Annotated in this window: 19 protein-coding genes; 8 read left to right on the forward strand and 11 right to left on the reverse strand. The window is 64.8% G+C overall.

Annotation, left to right across the window (positions count from 1 at the left end):
* Positions 1-58 precede the first annotated feature (58 nt).
* Positions 59-1138 carry a PLP-dependent cysteine synthase family protein gene (locus AC3IT0_RS14125; RefSeq protein ID WP_489320382.1) on the forward strand — a complete coding sequence of 360 codons (1080 nt, stop codon included), beginning with the start codon at positions 59-61 and terminating at the stop codon, positions 1136-1138.
* Positions 1139-1142: 4 nt separating this feature from the next.
* On the opposite strand, the gene AC3IT0_RS14130 is transcribed toward AC3IT0_RS14125, so the two are convergent.
* Positions 1143-1799, reverse strand: coding sequence for an MBL fold metallo-hydrolase (locus AC3IT0_RS14130; RefSeq protein ID WP_489320383.1), 657 nt, complete (start codon positions 1797-1799; stop codon positions 1143-1145).
* Positions 1800-1909: 110 nt separating this feature from the next.
* Here AC3IT0_RS14130 and AC3IT0_RS14135 point away from each other — a divergent pair, with 110 nt between their 5' ends.
* Positions 1910-2404, forward strand: coding sequence for a Fur family transcriptional regulator (locus AC3IT0_RS14135; protein WP_489320384.1), 495 nt, complete (start codon positions 1910-1912; stop codon positions 2402-2404).
* A gap of 102 nt (positions 2405-2506) precedes the next feature.
* Here the strand turns inward: AC3IT0_RS14135 and AC3IT0_RS14140 are convergent, their stop codons facing one another.
* The 6 genes from AC3IT0_RS14140 to AC3IT0_RS14165 form a co-directional block, all read right to left on the reverse strand.
* A complete protein-coding gene (locus AC3IT0_RS14140) occupies positions 2507-4273 on the reverse strand; it encodes an IS1634 family transposase (protein WP_489320385.1) in 1767 nt (588 codons plus the stop codon).
* Positions 4274-4431: 158 nt separating this feature from the next.
* Positions 4432-5307: a metal ABC transporter permease gene (locus AC3IT0_RS14145; protein ID WP_489320386.1), complete on the reverse strand. Its 876-nt coding sequence runs from the start codon at positions 5305-5307 to the stop codon at positions 4432-4434.
* The gene (locus AC3IT0_RS14150; protein ID WP_489320387.1) at positions 5307-6122 is read right to left on the reverse strand and encodes a metal ABC transporter ATP-binding protein; all 816 of its coding nucleotides are present in this window, start codon (positions 6120-6122) and stop codon (positions 5307-5309) included. The genes AC3IT0_RS14145 and AC3IT0_RS14150 overlap by 1 nt, the downstream gene beginning before the upstream one ends.
* Positions 6119-7120: a metal ABC transporter solute-binding protein, Zn/Mn family gene (locus AC3IT0_RS14155; RefSeq protein ID WP_489320388.1), complete on the reverse strand. Its 1002-nt coding sequence runs from the start codon at positions 7118-7120 to the stop codon at positions 6119-6121. The genes AC3IT0_RS14150 and AC3IT0_RS14155 overlap by 4 nt, the downstream gene beginning before the upstream one ends.
* A gap of 75 nt (positions 7121-7195) precedes the next feature.
* On the reverse strand, positions 7196-8281 hold the full coding sequence (locus AC3IT0_RS14160; RefSeq protein ID WP_489320389.1) for a hemolysin family protein: 1086 nt from the start codon (positions 8279-8281) through the stop codon (positions 7196-7198).
* Positions 8278-9612, reverse strand: a complete 1335-nt coding sequence (locus AC3IT0_RS14165; RefSeq protein WP_489320390.1) for a hemolysin family protein — start codon at positions 9610-9612, stop codon at positions 8278-8280. Before AC3IT0_RS14165 ends, AC3IT0_RS14160 begins: the two co-directional genes overlap by 4 nt.
* 500 nt (positions 9613-10112) lie before the next feature.
* On the opposite strand from AC3IT0_RS14165, the gene AC3IT0_RS14170 reads away from it, so the two are divergent.
* Positions 10113-13913, forward strand: coding sequence for a multifunctional oxoglutarate decarboxylase/oxoglutarate dehydrogenase thiamine pyrophosphate-binding subunit/dihydrolipoyllysine-residue succinyltransferase subunit (locus AC3IT0_RS14170; RefSeq protein WP_489320391.1), 3801 nt, complete (start codon positions 10113-10115; stop codon positions 13911-13913).
* A gap of 121 nt (positions 13914-14034) precedes the next feature.
* A complete protein-coding gene (locus tag AC3IT0_RS14175; RefSeq protein ID WP_489320392.1) occupies positions 14035-14634 on the forward strand; it encodes a GDSL-type esterase/lipase family protein in 600 nt (199 codons plus the stop codon).
* A 176-nt stretch (positions 14635-14810) separates the two neighbouring features.
* On the opposite strand, the gene AC3IT0_RS14180 is transcribed toward AC3IT0_RS14175, so the two are convergent.
* Together AC3IT0_RS14180 and AC3IT0_RS14185 are read right to left on the reverse strand one after the other, a co-directional pair.
* Positions 14811-15809: a transposase gene (locus AC3IT0_RS14180; protein ID WP_489320393.1), complete on the reverse strand. Its 999-nt coding sequence runs from the start codon at positions 15807-15809 to the stop codon at positions 14811-14813.
* A gap of 32 nt (positions 15810-15841) precedes the next feature.
* Positions 15842-16246, reverse strand: coding sequence for a hypothetical protein (locus AC3IT0_RS14185; protein ID WP_489320394.1), 405 nt, complete (start codon positions 16244-16246; stop codon positions 15842-15844).
* 213 nt (positions 16247-16459) lie between these two features.
* Here AC3IT0_RS14185 and AC3IT0_RS14190 point away from each other — a divergent pair, with 213 nt between their 5' ends.
* The 3 genes from AC3IT0_RS14190 to AC3IT0_RS14200 all read left to right on the forward strand — a co-directional run bounded on the left by AC3IT0_RS14190 (position 16460) and on the right by AC3IT0_RS14200 (position 18128).
* Positions 16460-17302, forward strand: a complete 843-nt coding sequence (locus AC3IT0_RS14190; RefSeq protein WP_489320395.1) for a DUF4097 family beta strand repeat-containing protein — start codon at positions 16460-16462, stop codon at positions 17300-17302.
* Positions 17302-17913 (forward strand): PadR family transcriptional regulator, encoded by a 612-nt coding sequence (locus AC3IT0_RS14195; RefSeq protein WP_489320396.1) that lies wholly within the window; start codon positions 17302-17304, stop codon positions 17911-17913. The genes AC3IT0_RS14190 and AC3IT0_RS14195 overlap by 1 nt, the downstream gene beginning before the upstream one ends.
* 140 nt (positions 17914-18053) lie before the next feature.
* Positions 18054-18128: a 50S ribosomal protein bL37 gene (locus AC3IT0_RS14200; protein ID WP_369299106.1), complete on the forward strand. Its 75-nt coding sequence runs from the start codon at positions 18054-18056 to the stop codon at positions 18126-18128.
* Between the two features lie 164 nt (positions 18129-18292).
* On the opposite strand, the gene rsrA is transcribed toward AC3IT0_RS14200, so the two are convergent.
* Both rsrA and AC3IT0_RS14210 read right to left on the reverse strand, forming a co-directional pair.
* Entirely contained in the window at positions 18293-18553 is a 261-nt protein-coding gene (rsrA, locus tag AC3IT0_RS14205) for a mycothiol system anti-sigma-R factor (RefSeq protein WP_185260958.1), read from the reverse strand.
* On the reverse strand, positions 18550-19359 hold the full coding sequence (locus AC3IT0_RS14210) for a sigma-70 family RNA polymerase sigma factor (protein ID WP_489320397.1): 810 nt from the start codon (positions 19357-19359) through the stop codon (positions 18550-18552). The genes rsrA and AC3IT0_RS14210 overlap by 4 nt, the downstream gene beginning before the upstream one ends.
* A gap of 316 nt (positions 19360-19675) precedes the next feature.
* Here AC3IT0_RS14210 and AC3IT0_RS14215 point away from each other — a divergent pair, with 316 nt between their 5' ends.
* Positions 19676-20212 carry a DoxX family protein gene (locus tag AC3IT0_RS14215; RefSeq protein WP_489320398.1) on the forward strand — a complete coding sequence of 179 codons (537 nt, stop codon included), beginning with the start codon at positions 19676-19678 and terminating at the stop codon, positions 20210-20212.
* Positions 20213-20216: the final 4 nt, after the last annotated feature.

Raw genomic sequence — 20216 nt, forward strand, 5'->3', positions numbered from 1 at the left:
ATCCAACTCTAGCTGCGGCAGGGCGCCTGAGACGGAGGGCCGCCGGTAGGCTGGTCCGGTGAAGAACGCGAGCGCGGACCGGGCCTGGGCTGACGAGGCCATCAGAAAAGTCAACGCAGAAAACAACCGGTCCGCCGATACCCATCTCTACTCGGTACCGCTCCCGCAGCACTGGGGCGTCCAGCTTTACCTCAAGGACGAATCCACGCACCGTTCGGGGAGCCTCAAGCACCGGCTGGCCCGTTCGCTGTTCCTCTTCGGCCTGGTCAACGGCTGGATCCGCGAAGGTACCACCATCGTGGAGGCGTCCAGCGGCAGCACCGCGGTCTCGGAGGCATATTTCGCGCAGCTCCTGGGGCTGCCGTTCGTCGCGGTCATGACCCGCACAACGAGCCCGGAGAAGATCGCGCTGATCGAACGGTTCGGCGGCTCGTGCCTGTTGGTGGACCATGCCTCAGAGGTTTATGCCGCGGCGGCGGAAGTCGCGGCCACGTCCAACGGCCACTACATGGACCAGTTCACGTACGCGGAGCGGGCAACGGACTGGCGCGGCAACAACAACATCGCGGAGTCCATTTTTGGGCAGCTGGCGCTGGAGGAACACCCCGTCCCCCGCTGGATCGTGGTGGGTGCGGGCACCGGCGGCACCAGCGCGACCATCGGCCGCTACCTGCGCTACCGCGGCCACGACACCCGCCTTGCGGTAGTCGACCCGGAGAATTCCGCGTTCTACCCCGGCTGGCTGAACGGTTCGGGTGGAGCCAGCACGGGCCTGCCCTCACGGATCGAAGGCATCGGCCGCCCGCGGATGGAACCGAGCTTTGTGCCCGCCGTCATCGACCACATGATCCAGGTTCCCGACGCTGCCTCCATCGCGGCCATGCGGCACCTGCACACCCTCGCGGACCTGCACGCCGGACCGTCCACCGGCACCAACCTGTGGGGCGTCTGGCAACTCGTGGCGGAAATGGTGGCCGCGGGACAGCGCGGCAGCATTGTGTCGCTGATGTGCGACGGCGGCGACCGCTATGCGGGCAACTACTACAATCCGGCGTGGCTCTCAGCCCAGGGCCTGGACCCCGAGCCGCACGAGGAAGTCATCCGCCGGTTTTTCGAGACCGCCAGCTGGAACGCGTAGCGGCTCAGACCTCCACCGATTCCCGCGGGGCAAGGCGGGTGTACTCGGTGCCGTATTTCCGGCCCAGCCGGGCAACATGGGATTCCGCGACCTTCAAGCCTGTTTCGTTGAGCAGCCCATCGTGGATCTGGAACGCACGCGGGGCCCGGACGGCGATGACAAAATCCACCACCTCGCTGACCTTGCTCCACGGCGCGTGGAGCGGAACCAGCAGCGTCTGCACACTGAGACCGTCCGGGACGATGAAGGAGTCCCCCGGGTGGTACACGTTGCCGTCCACCAAGTAGCCGATGTTGGCGACGACGGGAACCTGCGGGTGGATCAGCGCATGCTGTCCACCGAAGCTGCGGACGCTGAAGCCGGCCGCGTCAAAACTGGAACCGGGTTCAACCGTATGGATCTGGGCCGCAGCCTGCGGCGCCTCCTCCCGCAGGTGGGCGGCCACGCCGGCCGGCGCGAAGACCGCCAGGACGTCCGAGCCGCGCAGTGCGTTGACCATGGCCGGCACATCCACATGGTCGCCGTGCTCGTGCGTGATCAGCACGGCCTGCGCCCCCGCCAGCGCTTCGGCCGTCTCGGAGAATGTACCCGGATCCAGCACCAGCACCCGGCCGTCCTTCTCAAGCCGGACGCACGAGTGGGTGTATTTTGTCAGCTTCATAGCGCCAGCCTAGGGTCCGGCCCCAGGCCTGTCCAAGGCTCGCCCGTCGGGGCGCTCCCGGCTGGTAATCTTGATGATTGCCACCGTCCCTCAGGGAAGCGAGTACCTTCATGCCGTTCGGCACCAAAGCTGACGCGACGCCGTCGAACGCTGCATCCGGGGCCGCAACCGGCACCGGCACCGCCAGTGTGCCCGGCAAGGAGCAGCGCGTCACCAAGCAGCGGGTGGCCGTCAGCGCTGCCCTGGACGAACTGGATGACTTCGTCAGCACGCAGGAGCTCTACCGCATCCTGCAGAACAAGGGCGTCTCAGTTTCCCTGGCAACGGCGTACCGGATCCTGCAATCCCTCGCCGACGACGGCCTCGTGGACGTTCTGCGCATCGGCGAAGGCGAAGCCGTTTACCGGCGCTGCGCCGTGACTGGGCACCACCACCACCTGCTGTGCCGCAACTGCGGGAAGGCCGTGGAGGTCGAAGCTCCGGCGGTGGAAACCTGGGCCGCCCGGATCGCCACCGAACACGGCTACACGGAGGTGGCGCACACCGTGGAGATCTTCGGCCTGTGCCCGGACTGCACAGCCCTCAGGGCCGCCGGCAAGCTCTGACGGCCTGCGCCGCCGCGGCCTAACCCGAAGTTACGTCTGTCGTGACGTGCGAAATCCCCGCGTTGGCGGGGATTTCGCTGTTTCCGGGGTTCCTCCTTCTGTCTACTTCAGTGTCAGCGGGACGTTCTGGCCGATCAGGTCGAAGGCCTTGTGCTGGGTGGGGGTGGGCACGGCCAGGGTGGGGATCAGGGGCGCGGTCTCCTCGGCACCGTAGCGGATGTCGTTGCGGGTCAGGGTTCCCAGATGGTCCAGCAGGGAGCGGAAGCTGTAGGCGGGTTCCCCTGTGCCGGTGGTGCGCCTGGAGGCTTTGAGCGCGGCGGCCTCGGAGCGTCGGGCGGGGGCGACGGGATCGGCCGGCTCCGGTCTGTTCTCGTCGGTGAACGTCAACGGTGCCCAGGCTTTCCGCAGGTGCCAGGTCAGGTAGGCGGCCAGCATGCAGATGAACACGTGCGCCCGTACCCGGGTTTCGGTGTAATGGTGGATCGGGCGCAGATCCAGGTCGATGGACTTGATCGAGCGGAAGTCGCGTTCGACGTTCGCCAAGGACTTGTAGGTCGCCACGACCCTGGCCGCGTCCATCCGGGTGTCCGGGATGGTGGTGCGGATGATGTAGATCCCGTCCAGGGCTGCTTCGGCGGTGATTTGTTTCTCGTTGCGGGCGTAGGCGAACGAGGTGTCGCCGATGGTCAGGGTGTAGTGCTTTTCCATCTTGTATCTACCGATGACCTTGCCGGCGCGCACGCCGATCTTCCCGGCGTCCTTGATGCGCCCGGCTTCGGCGGCGGCGGTGATCTTGGCCAGCTCCGCATCGGTGGCTGCGAGCAGTGCGGTGCGTTTGCGGGCCCGTTCGGCGGCCAGGAGCGGGTTGCGGCAGGCGATGAGGCGTTCGCCCGGATAGTCCGGGTGGGTGATCTCGGCCAGGTTCTGCTCGTCGAACAAGCTCATCTGCAGGGGCCCGTCGTCGGCGGCGAGGGCCTGGATCGCCGGGGCGCGCAGCGCGGTGACCCAGCCGAGGCCGCCGAGTTCCTTGAGCTGTTCGATCCGGGCGGAGGTGATCATGCCGCGGTCTCCGACCATCACCATGTCCGCCAGTCCGTACCGGGTTTTGAAGTCCGTGGCGAGGGCCTCGAACGCGGCCGGGTCCGCGGTGTTCCCGGGCACGACGCGCACGGACACGGGCCGGCCGTCCGGGTCGGTGAGCAGCCCGTACTCGATCTGTTCGAGGCCTTTCTTCCCGTCCCGTGAGTAGCCGCGGGCCGCGAGCGGGCAGTGGTGCCCGGTGACCCAGGACGAGGACAGGTCGAACAGCGCGAGCTTCTCCGGGTTGGCCTCCGGGGAGAGGTGTTTTTGGGCCAGGGCCTTCTCGATTCGTTCCTGCCGGCCGGAGAGCCAGTCCATAGCGGCGTATACCTCGTCCGTCGTGGCGCCGGCGACGCCGAGGTCTTCGGCGAGGGTCGTGTCGGCCCACCAGCGGGTGGTCGCCAGCTTCGAGCCCGGCCGGCAGACCCGGGCAATCACCAATGCCAGGGCAAGATCCCGCTGCCCGGACGCCGGCCCGAGCAGAGCAGGCAGGCCGAGGGCTTTGGCCTGGGCGTACACCGCGGCGACGTGGCCGTGCGGCAGGGACCGGGTGATGGTGGCCACGGCGTCCGCGGGCACCAGCTGCCGGCCCTTGAGTCCGGCGTCGATGAAGTCGACCACATGCTCGGGCAGGGCCGAAAGGTTCGCGACGGTTTCGTTGCGGACTTTCCCATCCTCGCGGTAGGTCCGGCGCAGGTACGCCGACCGGTAGGCGCGCTCCTGGCCATGCTTGTCCGTATGGGACTTCGTCACTCTGACTACATGAACCGCTCCGCCTCGCTTCGCCATGACAACATTTTAGAGCGATTTGTACTGCCAGCCTGAAACGACACGACAATTATTCTGACTACACGAAACGGCACAAAACGGGCCTCTCGCCCGGAAACTCAACGAGTCCGGACGAGAGACCCACGTAACTTCGGCCTAACGCATCCCGCTTGACAGTGTCAGCGGGCGTGCACCAGCCGGCCGTTGATGCCCTTCTTGGCCCGGACACTGCCCACGATGCGGCACACCACGTAGATCAGGAATGACAGCGTGGTGACGTAGGGGCTGATGGGGATCCGCCCGCCCAGGGCCAGCAGGATTCCGCCCACCGTGGCAGTGACGGCGAAAACAACGCTGAGCGCCACCACCGCCACCGGAGCGGACGTCACCCGGAGCGCAGCCGCTGCCGGCGTGATCAGCAAGGCGAGCACCAGGAGCGCCCCCACCACCTGGATGGACAGCGCTACGCTGACTCCCAGCAGCACCATAAAGATCAGCGCGAGCGTCCGGACAGGCACGCCGCGGGCTTCTGCCAGTTCGGGATCAACGCTGGCAAAGTTCAGCGGGCGCCAGATGGCTGCCAGGGCTGCGATGACCAGCACGGCGGCGCCGGCGAGGACCTGGAGCTGGACCGTGTCCACGGAGACGATCTGCCCCGTGAGCAGGCCGAATTTGTTGGCGGCACGGCCTTCGTACAGCGACAGGAACAGGATGCCGAGCCCCAGCCCGAACGGCATGATCACCCCAATGATGGAGTTCTTGTCCCGGGCCCGGACGCCCATCAGGCCCAGGAGCAGCGCCGCCGCCACCGAGCCGATCAGCGAGCCAAACACGATGTCCGCGCCGATCAGGAGCGCAAAGGCCGCACCGGCGAAGGAAAGCTCGGAGATTCCGTGGACGGCGAAGGCCAGGTCCCGTTTCATCACGAAAGTGCCCACCAGCCCGCCGAGCAGGCCCAACACGGCCCCCGCCCAGATGGAGTTCTGGACCAGCACCAGCAGCTCGCCGTAGTTCTCGAAGCTGAAGATCGCTCCGATGATGCTGTCCGCATCCATCAGGCCACCTCCCCCACCGTTACGTGGACATCGGCATGGTGGTGCGTGGTTGCGTCGGGCAGGCCGACGACGACGATGCGCCCGTTCGCGTGGATGACCTCCACGTGGCTGCCATAGAGCTCAGACAGGACCTCGGTGGTCATGACCTCTTCCGGGGTCCCCACCCGGAACCGCCCGCCGGCCAGATACAGCACCCGGTCAACGTAATCGATGATGGGGTTGATTTCGTGGGTGACAAAAACCACCGCGCTGTTCTGGGCGTGGCACTGCTTGTTAATCAGCGCGCTGACGGCCTGCTGGTGGTGCAGGTCCAGGGACAGCAGCGGTTCGTCGCAGAGGAGGACCTGGGGGTCCGTGGCCAGCGCCTGGGCCACCCGGAGGCGCTGCTGCTCGCCGCCGGAGAGCTGGCCAACAGGGACTTTGGCGTAGTCACTGGCGCCCACGAGTTCCAGGAGTTCATCGATCCTGCGGTTTGCCCGGGACATGCCCAGCCGCAGGCCCCAGCGGTGGCCGTCCACGCCGAGCCCCACCAGGTCCCTCGCACGCATGGGGGTGTCCGGGGCAAAGGATTTCTGCTGCGGAATGTAGCCGATCAGATTGCTGCCCCGCTCCACCGGACGGTCGCCCAGTGTGGCCCGGCCGGACTGCAGTTCCTGCAGGCCCAGGAGAACCTTGAGGAAACTGGTCTTACCGCTGCCGTTGGGTCCCAGGACGGCGAAGAACTCACCGGGCCTGATGTCCAGGTCGAGATCCTCCCAGAGCAAGCGTTTGCCGAACTGCAGGGACGCCCCACGGAGGCTGACCACCGGTTTCAACTATTTTTCTCCAAAACTTTGCTGACGTTGTCAACATTGTCCGTCATCCACTGCAGGTACGTCTTGCCTTCGGGCAGGGTTTCGCTGAAATCAATGACGGGAACGCCGGCAGCCTCGGCTGCCTCTTTCAGCGCCTGCGTCTGCGGTCCCTCTGTCTGCGCGTTGTAGGCCAGGAACCTGATGTCCTTGGATCCCGCCAGTTCAGTGGCTGCCTTCAGAACGGCTGGCGGCACGTCCGAGCCTTCCTCGATCGCGGCGGTGTAGTCCGCCGGAGTCCGGTTCTCCATCCCTGCCGCCTCGAGCAGGTACAGCGGCACCGGTTCGGTCACCGCAACGGATGCGCCTGTTCCGTTGGCCTTCAACGCGGCGAGCTTGCCGGCCAGGCCGTCCACCCCGGCTTTGAAGGTTGCCGCGTTGGAAGTGAACAGGGCGGCTGAGCCCGGTTCGAGTTCACCCAGCTTGGCCGCCAGTGAATCAGCGAGCTTGCCCATGGCCTCCAGGCTGTACCAGGCGTGTTCGTTGAACTCACCGTGCTTGTGCGCGTGCGCGTCGGCTGACTCGCTCGCCGCCGCCGGGGACGATTCGGCGTGGGCTTCCTCCGGCGCCAGGCCGCCTACCTCCATGGCAGTGAGGATATTGCCGTGCGCAATGTTGCTGTCATCGGCCATCTTGTGGAGGAAGGCGTCGTAGCCGCCGCCGTTCTCGATCACCAGTTCCGCTTTGGAGACCAGCAGCCGGTCCTGCGCGGTGGCTTCGTATGAATGCGGGTCCTGGCTGGTCTTGGTGATGATGGAGGTGACGTTGACTTTGTCCCCGCCGATGATCGTGGCGATGTCCCCGTACACGCTGGTGGACGCCACCACGTCGACGACGCCGGCGGATGACTCCGTGCCGGACGTCGCCGACGGCGCACCGCCTCCGGAGCCGCAGGCGGTGAGCAGCAGGCTCACGCCGGCGAGGGCTGCGAGGGACGTTCGGATGGCGGCGGGGTGGCGCACGGGAACCTCAGTTCAGTACAGGGATGGACTTTTGCGTCTCCAAAAAGCTTACCCCTAAATGTGAATGATTCCTATTTAGGATAGCCCTGCCTGGTCGCCGTTCGGCTCGCCCAGCCTCCTGATGCCGGTGGCCTGGGTGGCGTCGCGGATCTCTCCCACGAGCTGCTCGATCACGTCTTCCAGGAAGAGGACGCCCTGGGTCTGCCCGTCCGCGCCGATCACGCGGGCGAGGTGTGAGCCCGTGCGCTGCATGACGGACATTGCCGTTTCAACTTCGTCGTCCAGCGCGAGGTTGGCGAGCGAGCGGATCCTGCTCTCGGCGATGGGGTGCTGATAGTCCGACTCGGGAATGGACAGCACATCCTTCACGTGGAGGTAGCCGGACAGCATGCCGTCATCGTCCAGCATGGGGAACCGTGAGAACCCTGTCCGGCTGACGGCTTTTTCAAACTCCACCGGTGTGGTGGCCGCCTTCAGCATGACCAGATCGTCCAGCGGAACCATGATGTTCGAAGCCGTGTACTCGGAGAACTCCAGGGCGCCGGTGATCAGGCCCGCATCATCATCCACCAGCCCGTGGCGGGTGGATTCCTGCACGATCGACTGGACTTCTTCGAGCGTGAAGGACGAGTTCACCTCATCCTTGGGTTCAATCCGCAGGAGCTTGAGGATGTGGTTGGCGGACCAGTTCAACGCGACGATCACCGGATTGACCAGTTTGGCAACGAACATCAAAGGCGGCGCCAGCAGCAAGGCAGCCTTGTCCGCCACCGATACCGAGATGTTCTTCGGCACCATCTCGCCGAACGTCACATGGAGGAAGGTCACCACCATCAGGGCAATTGCGAAGGCTGCAACATCGGCAGCCGCCGTCGGCAGCCCCACGGCTTCCAAGGGGGCCGCCATCAGGTGGTGGATGGCCGGTTCGGCCACCTCCAGGATCAGCAGCGAGCACACGGTGATGCCCAACTGTGCGCAGGCCAGCATCAGCGAGACGTTCTCCATGGCGCGCAACGTGGTCTGCGCCCGCTTGGAACCTGCCTCGGCGAGCGGTTCGATCTGGCTGCGGCGGGCTGACATCACCGCAAACTCGGCGCCGACAAAAAACGCGTTGCCCAGCAGGAGCACAACCAGCCAGGCAATTCCCGCCCAGTCGCTCATCGTCCGTTCCTGTCATCCGGAGCGGGCTCCGCCTCAGGCGCCGCCGGATGGAAGCAGATCCGTTCGATCCTTCGGCCGTCCATCCTGGTCACGCTCAGGGTGCCGCCGCCTACCTCGACGGTGTCCCCCACTGCGGCGATCCGGCCCAGTTCGCTCATGACGTACCCGCCCACGGTTTCGTAGGCGGCTTCGTCCGGAACAGTAAGCCCCGGGATCTGTTCGGAGAGCTCGTCGGGGCGCAGCAGCCCGGGGAAGTACCAGTCCCCGGAGGCGCTCTGGAGCAGTCCCGGGCGTACCTTGTCGTGCTCGTCGGACACTTCACCGACGATTTCCTCCACCAGGTCCTCAAGGGTGGCGATGCCGGCGGTTCCGCCGTATTCGTCCAGGACAATCGCGAGTTGGAGGTTACCCTCGCGAAGCTCGGCCAGGAGGGCATCGAGGTGGATGGTCTCCGGCACGCGGAGCACATCGGTCATGATGGCGCCGGCTTCCAGGTTGGCCCGCCGGTCCCATGGGACGGCAACGGCCTTCTTGACGTGGACCAGGCCCTTGATGTCGTCAGAGGAATCCCCGATGACGGGGAAGCGGGAGTACCCGGTGCGCCGGGCGGCGTCCAGGATGTCAGAGACAGGCTGGTCGGCGTCGATGGTTTCCACCCGGATCCGGGGCGTCATGACATCGGCGGCCGTCCGGGCCGAGAAGTTCAGGGTCCGCGCCACAAAGTTGGCGGTCCCGGCGTCGAGCGTTCCCATGGCGGCGGAGCGCCGCACCAGGGAGGCAAGCTCGGCCGGTGTCCGGGCACCGGAAATCTCTTCCTTGGCCTCCAGGCCAAAGACGTTCAGTACCTTGTTGGAGAAGCCGTTGAGCACCACGATGGCGGGTTTGAAGATGGCGGTAAAGACCAGCTGCGGCCGCGCCAGCGCCTTGCCCACTTGGAACGAGAGCGCAATGGCCATGTTCTTGGGCACCAGTTCGCCAAGCAGCATGGACAACAGCGTTGCCAGCGACATGGCTATGACCAGGGAAACGGACGCGGCAGCCGCTTCCGGAATTCCGACGGCGGCCAGCGGGCCCTCGAGGAGGCGTCCTACCGACGGCTCCATCACGTAACCGGTCAAAAGGGTGGTGAGGGTGATGCCGAGCTGGCAGCTGGAGAGCTGGGTTGAAAGGGATTTCAGGCACTTGAGCAGCGGGACGGCACCGGTGTCACCGTTGTCGACGGCACGTTGGACCGTGGGCTGGTCAAGGGCAATCAGGGAAAATTCGACGGCGACGAAGAAGCCGGTGCCGGCGATCAGCAGGAGGCCTGCCGCGAGGAGCAACCACTCCATTCAGCATCCCGCCCGAGAATCGGGAGAAGCGCGGTGATGCCGGGGGAAACTGACCGGCGGAGGATGATCGGCCGAAGCCGATGCTGTTTCCATAGGGGCTCCGGCGGGGCGGCCTGACGGAGAGTGATGGGCGCGTGTTCGGGGTTTGCCGGCTCTGCGGGTGGACTGCGCGGTGCTGTACTTCATGCTCCGCTGACACCCCCCAGGCCGGCACCTAGATTTACTGTCCATAAGAATTTCAGTCTACAGGAGCAGATTGCGCCTTTCGGATGGCCGCCCGGAGGTCCCGGCACACCCGCGCCGGGACGGCTTCCGGACGCCACAATCGGTGATCTCCACGTCATCGCCATGATTTGGGTCACCGTTATTGGCAGTTAACACAGAATGCTCATTAGACTGGCAAAGGTCCGGGTTCAGGACGCAGAGACTGGTTCGAATGTTGTGCTGCGGCACCGTGGCGGCCAGAGAGAAATCAAACTCATGGAAGAGGCGTATTTCAAGTGCCAGAGCAGCCAAGCCACCGTCTACCAGAGGAATTTGGCGGAAACGAGTGGCTCGTTGACGAACTGTACGAGCAGTATCAGAAAGACAAGAACACGGTGGATACCAAATGGTGGCCCCTGTTCGAGTCCTTCGATTCAGGCAGCGGTTCTTCTTCCAACGGAAGCACGGCGGTAGCCGTGGCCCACCCAGCAACCCGCGAAATGCCGGCTGTACCGCCGGCACCTCCGGCTTCTGCAACTGCTGCACCGGCAACGTCGCCGGCCGCACAGCCCGCAGCACCGACCGCCGCCCCAGCGCCGGCAAAGAAAGCTCCCGCTACGGTCGCCCGCGATGGCGCGAAGAAGACCGAGCCCGGAACCGGCGCCCAGCCGATTCCCGCCCAGCTTCCCAAGAACGTCAAGGCACCCACGGCTCCGGAAGAGGACGTGGTCTCCGTTCTTCGCGGCCCGGCCAAGGCCATCGCCACGAACATGGTCACCAGCCTTGAGGTCCCCACGGCCACCAGCGTCCGGGCCATTCCGGCCAAGCTGCTCATCGATAACCGCGTGGTCATCAACTCCAACCTGGCCCGTGCACGCGGCGGCAAGGTTTCCTTCACGCACCTCATCGGCTACGCCGTGATCCGGGCACTCGCCCAGTTCCCCTCGATGAACGTCTACTACGACGAAATCGACGGCAAGCCCAGTGCTGTCCAGCCGGCCCACGTCAACTTCGGCATCGCCATTGACATGCCCAAGCCGGACGGCACCCGCCTGCTCATGGTGCCCAACATCAAGAAGGCGGAGACCCTCAACTTCTCCGAGTTCTGGCACACCTATGAAGACCTGATCAAGCGTGCCCGCGCCGGCAAGCTGACCGCTGACGACCACTCCGGCACCACGGTCTCCCTGACCAACCCCGGCGGCATCGGCACCGTTCACTCCGTGCCGCGCCTGTCCAAGGGCCAGGCTGCCATCATCGGCGTCGGCGCACTGGACTACCCCGCGGAATTCCAGGGCGCCAGCGAGAAGATCATCGCGCACAACGCCATCAGCAAGGTGCTTACGCTGACGTCCACGTATGACCACCGCGTCATCCAGGGTGCAGGCAGCGGCGAGTTCCTCAAGCTGGTCCACCAGCTGCTGCTGGGCGCCCAGGACTTCTACGACGAAATCTTCGAGTCCCTGCGCATCCCGTACGAGCCCGTGCGCTGGAGCCCGGACCTGCAGGTGGACCCTTCCGACCAAATCAACAAGGTTGCCCGGATCCAGCAGCTGATCCACTCCTACCGTGTGCGCGGCCACCTGATGGCGGACACCGATCCCCTGGAGTATGTCCAGCGCAAGCACCCGGACCTCGACGTCCTCACCTACGGGCTGACCCTGTGGGACCTGGACCGCGAGTGGCCCACCGGCGGTTTCGGCGGCGCACCCATGCTCAAGTTCCGCGACATCCTCGGCGTCCTCCGTGACGCCTACTGCCGCACCACGGGCATCGAGTACATGCACATCCAGGAGCCGGAGGAACGCAAGTGGTTCCAGGACCAGCTGGAGCACGCGTACTCGAAGCCCAGCCGCGAAGAGCAGCTGCGCATCGTGTCCCGGCTCAACGCGGCCGAGGCGTTTGAAACCTTCCTGCAGACCAAGTTCGTCGGCCAGAAGCGCTTCTCCCTGGAAGGCGGCGAATCCCTGATTCCGCTGCTGGACGCCATCATTTCCGATGCCGCCGACGACGGACTGGACGAGGTTGCGATCGGCATGGCCCACCGCGGCCGCCTGAACGTCCTCACCAACATCGCCGGCAAGACTTACGCCCAGGTGTTCCGCGAATTCGAAGGCACCCAGGATCCCCGCTCCGTGCAGGGCTCCGGCGACGTAAAGTACCACCTCGGTACCGAAGGCACGTTCACCTCGGAAAACGGCAACGAGACCAAGGTTTACCTCGCCGCCAACCCGTCCCACCTTGAGGCCGTCGACTCGGTGCTCGAAGGCATCGTCCGCGCCAAGCAGGACCGCCTGGACCAGGGCGAGGCCTTCCCGGTCCTGCCCCTGATGGTCCACGGCGACGCTGCGTTCGCAGGCCAGGGCGTGGTTGCCGAGACGCTCAACCTGTCCCAGCTCCGCGGCTACCGGACCGGCGGCACCATCCACGTGGTGGTCAACAACCAGGTGGGCTTCACCACGGCTCCGTCGTCGTCGCGTTCGTCCACGTACTCCACGGACGTCGCCAAGATGATCCAGGCGCCGGTGTTCCACGTGAACGGCGACGATCCCGAGGCAGTGGTGCGCATTGGCCAGCTCGCCTACGAGTTCCGCCAGCGGTTCCACAAGGACGTTGTGATCGACATGGTGTGCTACCGCCGCCGTGGCCACAACGAGGGTGACGACCCCTCGATGACCCAGCCCATGATGTACAACCTGATCGAAGCCAAGCGCTCCGTCCGCAAGCTGTACACCGAGGCACTGATCGGCCGTGGCGACATCACCGAGGAAGAAGCCGAGCAGCTGCTCCGCGACTACCAGGAACGGCTGGAACGGGTCTTCGCCGAAACGCACGCGGCCCAGACCTCGCCCATCCCGATCATCACCGCGGACTCCGCCGCCGTCTCCGACATTGAGCGTCCCATCGCCCAGCAGGCTGACTCCGGCACCAACGCCCCGGCGTCCACTGCCATTTCGCCGGAGACCCTGGCGCACATCGGCAAGGCCCACGTCCAGATCCCCGAGGGCTTCACCGTCCACGCCAAGCTCAAGCAGCTCCTCGAAAAGCGCGAGCAGATGTCCCGCGAAGGCGGCATCGACTGGGGCTTTGGCGAGATCGCGGCCTTCGGTTCGCTGATCATGGAAGGCGTACCCGTCCGGCTTGCCGGCCAGGATTCGCGCCGCGGCACGTTCGTGCAGCGCCACGCAGTGTTCCACGACCGCGCCAACGGCAGCGAGTGGCTGCCCCTGGGCCACCTCTCGGATGACCAGGCCAAGCTATGGATCTATGATTCCCTGCTGTCCGAATACGCGGCCATGGGCTTCGAATACGGCTACTCGGTGGAACGCCCGGATGCCCTGGTGCTGTGGGAAGCGCAGTTCGGTGACTTCGTCAACGGCGCGCAGACCATCATCGATGAGTTCATCTCCTCGGCCGAGCAGAAGTGGGGCCAGCGCTCCTCCCTGGTCCTGATGCTGCCGCACGGCTACGAAGGCCAAGGCCCGGACCACTCGTCGGCACGCATCGAACGCTTCCTGCAGATGTGCGCCGAAGAGAACATGATCGTCGCCAACCCCACCACGGCGGCATCGCACTTCCACCTGCTGCGCCGCCAGGCGTACAGCAGGCCTCGGAAGCCGCTGATCATCTTCACGCCGAAGCAGCTGCTGCGCCTCAAGGCAGCCGCGTCGTCCGTCGAGGACTTCACCACCGGCGCCTTCCGCCCCGTCATCGGTGACCACCAGCAGCTGGCGGCAGACGCCGTCGAACGCGTACTGCTGGTCTCCGGCCGCCTGTACTACGATCTCCTGTCCACCCGGCAGAAGACCGATGACAAGACCACCGCGATTGTCCGCGTGGAGCAGCTCTACCCGCTGCCGCACGAAGAAATCGCCGCGGAACTGGCCAAGTACCCGAACGCGGAGGTTGTCTGGGCACAGGACGAGCCCGCCAACCAGGGACCGTGGCCGTTTATGGGCCTGAACCTGCCGGAGGCGCTGGACCGGCGCGTCCGCCTCGTGTCCCGTCCTGCATCGGCCTCCACGGCAGCCGGCTCCATGAAGCGACACGCAGCCGAGCAGGATTCATTGCTGAAGCAGGCATTTGCACGGAAGTAGTCCCAGTGGCTGCCCGGCCGGACGTCGAAATACCAGACTCCGGCCGGGCAGTTCTGTTTAATGAAGATGGATCATAGCCACGCCGATTGGCCTGAATCGGCACGGACGTAAAGAGGGACTTGTGGAAGACAGGAAGCTGCGGATCGCAGCTGTTGGAGATGAACTGCTGGCCGGGCTGGGCGATCCCAGGGCCCTCGGCTGGCTGGGCCGCGTGTTGGCCCGCACTCCGCAGGACGGCATGGCCATGGAAGCGTATGCCCTCCCCTGTCCCCAGGAAGGAACGGAAGGGCTGGCTGCCCGCTGGCAGGAGGAGGCCGGGCGGCGGTTCGGTGACCAGCACGAGAACCGCCTGGTGATCGGCCTCTCGGGCCGGGACATCGAGTTCGGCCTGTCCACCGCCCGGAGCCGCCTGAACCTGGCCAACATCCTGGATACCGCCACGCAGAACCGGATCGAGGTGTTTGTGGTGGGCCCGCCGCCCACGCTGGACCCGGTACAGAACCGCCGGCTCGCCGATCTGAACACGGCCTTCGCTGACGTCACCACCAGGCGCAAGCACCTCTATGTGGACACGTTCTCCCCGCTGCTGAACCACGAACAGTGGCGCCAGGACCTTGCGGCCAACACCGGCACGCCCGGGCAGGCGGGCTATGGCCTGATGGCCTGGCTGGTTCTCCACCGCGGCTGGTTCCAATGGCTGGGCATGGACGCCCCCGAATAGACCCAACGCTCTCTCACTTAATGCAATAAATCCGCCAACGCTCTCTCACTTTCACCAAGCGCAGAGCGCGGCGAAGAAACTGCGTGGCAACGCCCCGGGCAGGCCCGACTGAGAGAGCGTCCCGGGAAAACCCACATCAAATGAGAGAGCGTCGAAAGTTGTCAAGCTGTGTGGAGTCACTGGGCTAGTTTTTGGGGTTTTTTGGTCTCGGGCAGGTTGATCCCGACGTATTTGGCGGGGGCCGGTGTGGTGGGTCGTTGGCGGAACCTTCCTGGGTGTCGTTCGTAGTAGTCCTGGTGGACTCTGTCTCGCTTGTCCCAGAGCTCTTTCCAAGAGCCGTCGTGGACTTGTGATGGTGAAAACAGTGCGATACCGGAGTGTTTGTGATCGGTGCTGTACCAGTGCACATAGCCGGTGAGGTACTCCCTGGCGGCCTCGAGATCGTCAAAGATCCGGGGGTAGCCGGGCCGGTATTTCATAGTGCGAAAGCCTGACTCCGAGAAGGGATTGTCGTTGGAGACGTACGGGCGGTTATGGCTGAGTTCCACGCTGTGGGCGGTGAGGGTGTCACGGAGCAGGTTTGATTTCATGGCCGGGCCTGAATCGGCATGCACCATGCGCGGGGCACCGTGCCGGGCGATGGCTGTCTCGAACATCTCCGCGGCGAGGTGGTCGGACTCGCGTTCCTCCACCCGCCAACCGACGATCTCCCGGGAGAAGATGTCCATGATGGAGTACACCTTGAAAACCTTCCCCTGCCACTTGGAATAGACGTCGGTGATGTCCCAAGACCAGACCTGGCAGGGTCCGGTGGCCTTGACCACCGGCTTCTCAACCGAACCACGCTTGCCCCCACGCTTGCGCGGGAAGGTTGGGCGGGCCTGCTGATCCTCGTACCCTGCCGCGATCCGCCACCAAGTGCGGTTGGAGGCGAGCAGCACCCCGTTGTCCCAGGCTGTGGCGAAGGCATGGTCAACGGAGTTGCCCTTCTCCCAACCGGCCAGGATGAGCCCCAGGATCCGGTCGTGATGCGCGGTGCTGATCCGGCATTCGTAGGCCCGGTCGGCCTGGTGGATCGGGTCCTGCACCGCAGGACGGGGATTGAACCGGTAATGCCAGGTCCCGCGCGACACGCCCGCCAGCTCGAGCGCTGTCCGCTGGGAGCCGGTGATCACATGCAGCGCCAGGACAAGACTGTTCTCGGCCGCTATGAATCGTTCTGAGCGCTCGTCGGGGTTGTATCGGGCTCTGGCGCGCTCAACTCGTGCAAGAGCCCTATAGCTTTTCCCAGCGCGGAATTCGTATCCTCCAGCTCCTGGACCCGCTTCCGGAGTTTTTCGACTTCGGCACGGTGGCCAGCCATTTCCTTCGCGCGTGCCTTTTCAAACGCGGAGAGCTCACGATTTGTAGGGACCATGCCTCCATGCTCTCGCGGAATCAGGCCACGGTCGATATCGCCCTGGACCATCATCGTGCGCCACCTGCGGAACGTCCAGTCGGAAATGGACTTCGAGGCAAGCCACTGCTTCCTCGTCCCGTGCGGCTGCAAATAGTACTCATGCATGAACTCACGGATCTCTTCACGCGTAAAACCCTTGTTATCAACGGCCATCGCCGGCTCCTTCAATCAACGGTTAATGAATGACTCACAACCAGCTTGACGGAGAGGGCGTTGCCGGAAAACGCACATCAAGTGAGAGAGCGTTTGAGACGGTGCGGTGGGGGCGCATCGGGGATCGGCCCAATCGCGATATATCTTGACGGGTCCAGCGGTCCGTTATATCTTGGGATATCAGTCACGATATATCGCGGTTTTGGAGGATTCATGACAGAGGACAGCTGGACCGTCACAGGTCCGCAAACCATCGATATTGACCACGTCAGGTCGCTGAAGCTGGGCATGGTCCGCGGCAGGTTCGACGTCGTGACCCACGCCGACGCCGTTGCCCGCGTGGAGATCAACGACGTCCAGGGCGATCCCGTGTCGGTGACACTGACCGACGGCAGGCTTGAGGTCCGCCATCAGCTGCACGGCCCCCAGGGCTGGTTCAAGAACCTGATGGGCACGGTCAACCACAACAGCAACAACTCAGCGGTGATCAGCATCGCCCTGCCGGCCGGCGTCGAGGTGGAGGCCGGCACGGTCAGCGGCGATGGCCTCGTCTCGGGAATCAGCGGGCACACTCGGCTCAACACCGTCTCGGGTTCTGTGATGGCAGACGGAACGTCCGGCGAACTTCACGTCAACACCGTCAGCGGCGAGGTCATCGCGCGCAACCACGACGGCGTCCTGACCGCCAAGAGCGTCTCCGGCGAAGTCACCGCATCCGGCCGGTTCAGCAACATCCGGGCTCACACGGTCAGCGGCGACATGAGTTTTGACCTGCTTGGCTTTACCCACGACTTCGGTGCCAATTCAGTCTCCGGCGACCTCACCATCAGGCTGCCCCACGACGTCGGCGTGGACATCGTGGCGAAATCCGCCAGCGGCGTTGTGGTGATTGATGACCAGCAGTACTCCCAGCCCGGCGGCAAGGTGGAAACCATTGCCGGGCCGGACGGCCAGCTGATGCTGGTCCGGACCAACTCGGTGTCCGGCAAGACGTCCATCTTCCATAGCCAGCCGGCCCGCAACGACGACGCTATAAGCCCGGAAGCAGGGCACTGATGCCTCCGGTGTTCGCCCACGGTGCGCTCCGGCTGTACCTTCTCGCACTGCTGGAATCAGGGCCCAAACACGGCTATGAACTGATCAAAGCCCTCAGCGAACGGTTCGGCGGCACGTACTCCCCCAGCGCGGGAACCATCTATCCGCGGCTGGGGAAGCTGGAGGAAGAAGGGCTCGTCGCCACCGAATCTGTTGGCCGCCGCACCAACTACCGCATCACCGCGGCAGGGCTTGCCGAACTCAACAAGCGCCGGGAGGAACTCGCCGGCGTCGAGAACGACATTTCCGCTTCCGTCCGCCGCCTCGCGGACAACCTGCGGGCGGATATCCGCGCCAACATGCGCGGGTTGCGGGCAGACCTGGCGGCCACGGCGGAGGCGGCCCGTTCCACGGCGCGGGCCGCCGATTTCCGGAAAGCCGGCCGCCAGCCTTCGGAGGGGTTCCGGGAGCTGAAGGAAGCGGAGATGCTGCTGCAGGCGTTCCGGGACGATCTGCGCGTGGAACTACGGATGCACGCCACGCGGCAACCGCTCAGCGCCGTCACCCTGGAAACCGTCAGGACCGTGCTGGACCAGGCGCGCATCTCCATCCGCAACTCACTGCCCGGCTGAACCGCCGGGCTCAGCCGGCAGACTGGGCCGCCGGTTGGTATTGCCCCCGGTCACAGCCCGTTTCGGTTTCGCGGCGTGTCCCATGGTGTGCGAGACTTGAGGGCAGCTCTTTTGAGTACCAACATTTAAGGAGGCCAGCTATGAGCAAGCGTGCACGTAAACGTCGTGACCGTAAGCGTGGCGGCGCGAACCACGGGAAGCGCCCCAACACCTAAGCTAAAGCTTGGAAAACGGTTTAAGCGAAGGACCCCGGAAGCCACACGGCTTCCGGGGTCCTTCGTCTTTGCGCAGGTCTTTGGCGCCTGCAGTACTTCTTACGGAATCCCCAGTCAAGCGTCCACGCGGTCACGTGTCCCTGCAGTGCCAGGCGTCCCTTGCGTCAGGCGTCCACCGGGCGGATGGAGTGGATCCGGTCCAGGATGGCGTTCTTCAGGTTTTCCGGAGCGGCCTCCGTGCACGAGCGCTTCACCATGGTGCGGATCACGCATTCGAGGTCGTACTGCTCGGTGCACTCAGGGCACTCATCAAGGTGGGTCTTGATTTCCGTGATGTCCTCGCGGGTCAACGCCCCGTCGAGGTATTCGTAGATGCGTTGCATCCGGGCGTCATCGCAGTCGCCCAATCCCTGGCAGTCGCTCATTTCCTGTTCTCCTGTTTTGTGCTCGCGGCCGTGTCCTGTGATTCGACGGCGCCTTTGAATCCTCGTTCGGCGGCATAATCCGCCAGCATGTCCCGCAACATTTTCCGGCCGCGGTGGAGCCGGGACATCACCGTCCCGATGGGCGTGTTCATGATGTCCGAGATTTCCTTGTACGCGAAGCCTTCGACGTCGGCGAAGTACACCGCCAGCCGGAACTCCTCGGGGATGGCCTGGAGCGCCCGTTTGACGTCCGAGTCCGGCAGGTGGTCCAGCGCCTCAGCCTCGGCCGAGCGCAGGCCGCGGGACGTGTGCGACTCCGCCCTCGCAAGCTGCCAGTCCTCGATGGTGTCCGAGTTCGACTGCAGCGGTTCACGCTGCCGCTTGCGGTAGAGGTTGATGTACGTGTTGGTCAGGATCCGGTACAGCCAGGCCTTGAGGTTGGTACCGGGCTTGTACTGGTGGAACGCTGAGAAGGCCTTGGTGTAGGCCTCCTGGACCAGGTCTTCAGCATCCGCGGGGTTCCTGGCCATCCGCATGGCGGCCGAGTAGAGCTGGTCCACGTACTGCATGGCATCACGCTCAAAACGGACCCGGCGTTCTTCCGCGGACTCGGTGGCCACGTCCACGGGTTGTTCAGCGGGCACAGACTCAGCAGGCACAGACTCAGCAGGCACAGGGACGTCCGCTTCAGGCTGCGTATCGCCGCCTGCCTGCGCGTCGCTGCTGGCGTTGGCTTTGCTGCTTGTTTTGGCTTCGTGTTCGGAGGCCTCATACATGGCCTCGACGGCCGGATCCAGGGTGCTCATTGCGTTCAAGTCTACTGTGACGGCCTTGGCGCGCGGCGTTCCGTACTCCGGAGGATCGGATTCCAGAGTCTGCAGTGCTACGGGTCCGGCGGGCTCAATCCCGTCTTTCAGTAACCTCAAGGGCAACTCCACTCTGTGTCAGGCCATGGTGTTCCAGGCAAATACCTGCCGGGCAATCCGTGGTGAGTCAATTCGTCCGGTGTTCAGCGGACCCGCAATCCATAACCGCTGGCGGCAGGCAAATATTCCCCAAAAGTGCAAGACTAGAACGGACTCCGCCGCATCCGGTGCGGTTCGTCCAGCCAGGAGGAAACCCATGTCCTTTGTCCGTACTCTCGCCCGCCCCATGCTGGCCTCCAGTTTCGTAGTCGCCGGACTGGACAAGCTGAAGAACGCCGATGACACCGCCACCCAGCTCTCGCCGCTCCTGCAGAAGGCAGCCGCGTCGCTGCCGTTCCAGGCCGACGAAAAGATGCTGGCACGCGTGATCGGCGGAACGCAGGTGGGTGCCGGCGTACTGTTCGGCCTGGGCAAGTTCAGCCGCCTCTCGGCAACACTGCTGACCGTCATCTCGCTCCTGAACACCTTTGTGGAATGGCGCAGCGCGGACATCACCACCAAGGAAGGCCGCGAGGCCCGCCGGAACCAGCTGCTCAAGAATATTTCCCTCAGCGGCGGCGCCCTGCTGGCCTCCGTGGACACCGCCGGAAAGCCGGGCCTCGCCTGGCGTGCCGAGCACCTCGCTGCGGACGCAAGGAAGACTGCCGCCGGTGCCCGGAAGACCACCGGACAGAAGCTCCACAAGGCGGACAAGGCCGTGCGCCGCGCGGTGGAACACGCAACGGGGGCGTAAGGAC

Source organism: Pseudarthrobacter sp. KH_020_B, assembly GCF_057840185.1.

What these genes read in the sequence shown, in the direction of transcription:
- AC3IT0_RS14130 (WP_489320383.1), bottom strand. Translation starts at nt 1,799, where the DNA reads ATGAAGCTGACAAAATACACCCACTCGTGCGTCCGGCTTGAGAAGGAC.
- AC3IT0_RS14135 (WP_489320384.1), top strand. Translation starts at nt 1,910, where the DNA reads ATGCCGTTCGGCACCAAAGCTGACGCGACGCCGTCGAACGCTGCATCC.
- AC3IT0_RS14165 (WP_489320390.1), bottom strand. Translation starts at nt 9,612, where the DNA reads ATGGAGTGGTTGCTCCTCGCGGCAGGCCTCCTGCTGATCGCCGGCACC.
- AC3IT0_RS14190 (WP_489320395.1), top strand. Translation starts at nt 16,460, where the DNA reads ATGACAGAGGACAGCTGGACCGTCACAGGTCCGCAAACCATCGATATT.
- AC3IT0_RS14210 (WP_489320397.1), bottom strand. Translation starts at nt 19,359, where the DNA reads ATGAGCACCCTGGATCCGGCCGTCGAGGCCATGTATGAGGCCTCCGAA.
- rsrA (WP_185260958.1), bottom strand. Translation starts at nt 18,553, where the DNA reads ATGAGCGACTGCCAGGGATTGGGCGACTGCGATGACGCCCGGATGCAA.
- AC3IT0_RS14160 (WP_489320389.1), bottom strand. Translation starts at nt 8,281, where the DNA reads ATGAGCGACTGGGCGGGAATTGCCTGGCTGGTTGTGCTCCTGCTGGGC.
- AC3IT0_RS14145 (WP_489320386.1), bottom strand. Translation starts at nt 5,307, where the DNA reads ATGGATGCGGACAGCATCATCGGAGCGATCTTCAGCTTCGAGAACTAC.
- AC3IT0_RS14195 (WP_489320396.1), top strand. Translation starts at nt 17,302, where the DNA reads ATGCCTCCGGTGTTCGCCCACGGTGCGCTCCGGCTGTACCTTCTCGCA.
- AC3IT0_RS14140 (WP_489320385.1), bottom strand. Translation starts at nt 4,273, where the DNA reads ATGGCGAAGCGAGGCGGAGCGGTTCATGTAGTCAGAGTGACGAAGTCC.
- AC3IT0_RS14185 (WP_489320394.1), bottom strand. Translation starts at nt 16,246, where the DNA reads ATGGCCGTTGATAACAAGGGTTTTACGCGTGAAGAGATCCGTGAGTTC.
- AC3IT0_RS14215 (WP_489320398.1), top strand. Translation starts at nt 19,676, where the DNA reads ATGTCCTTTGTCCGTACTCTCGCCCGCCCCATGCTGGCCTCCAGTTTC.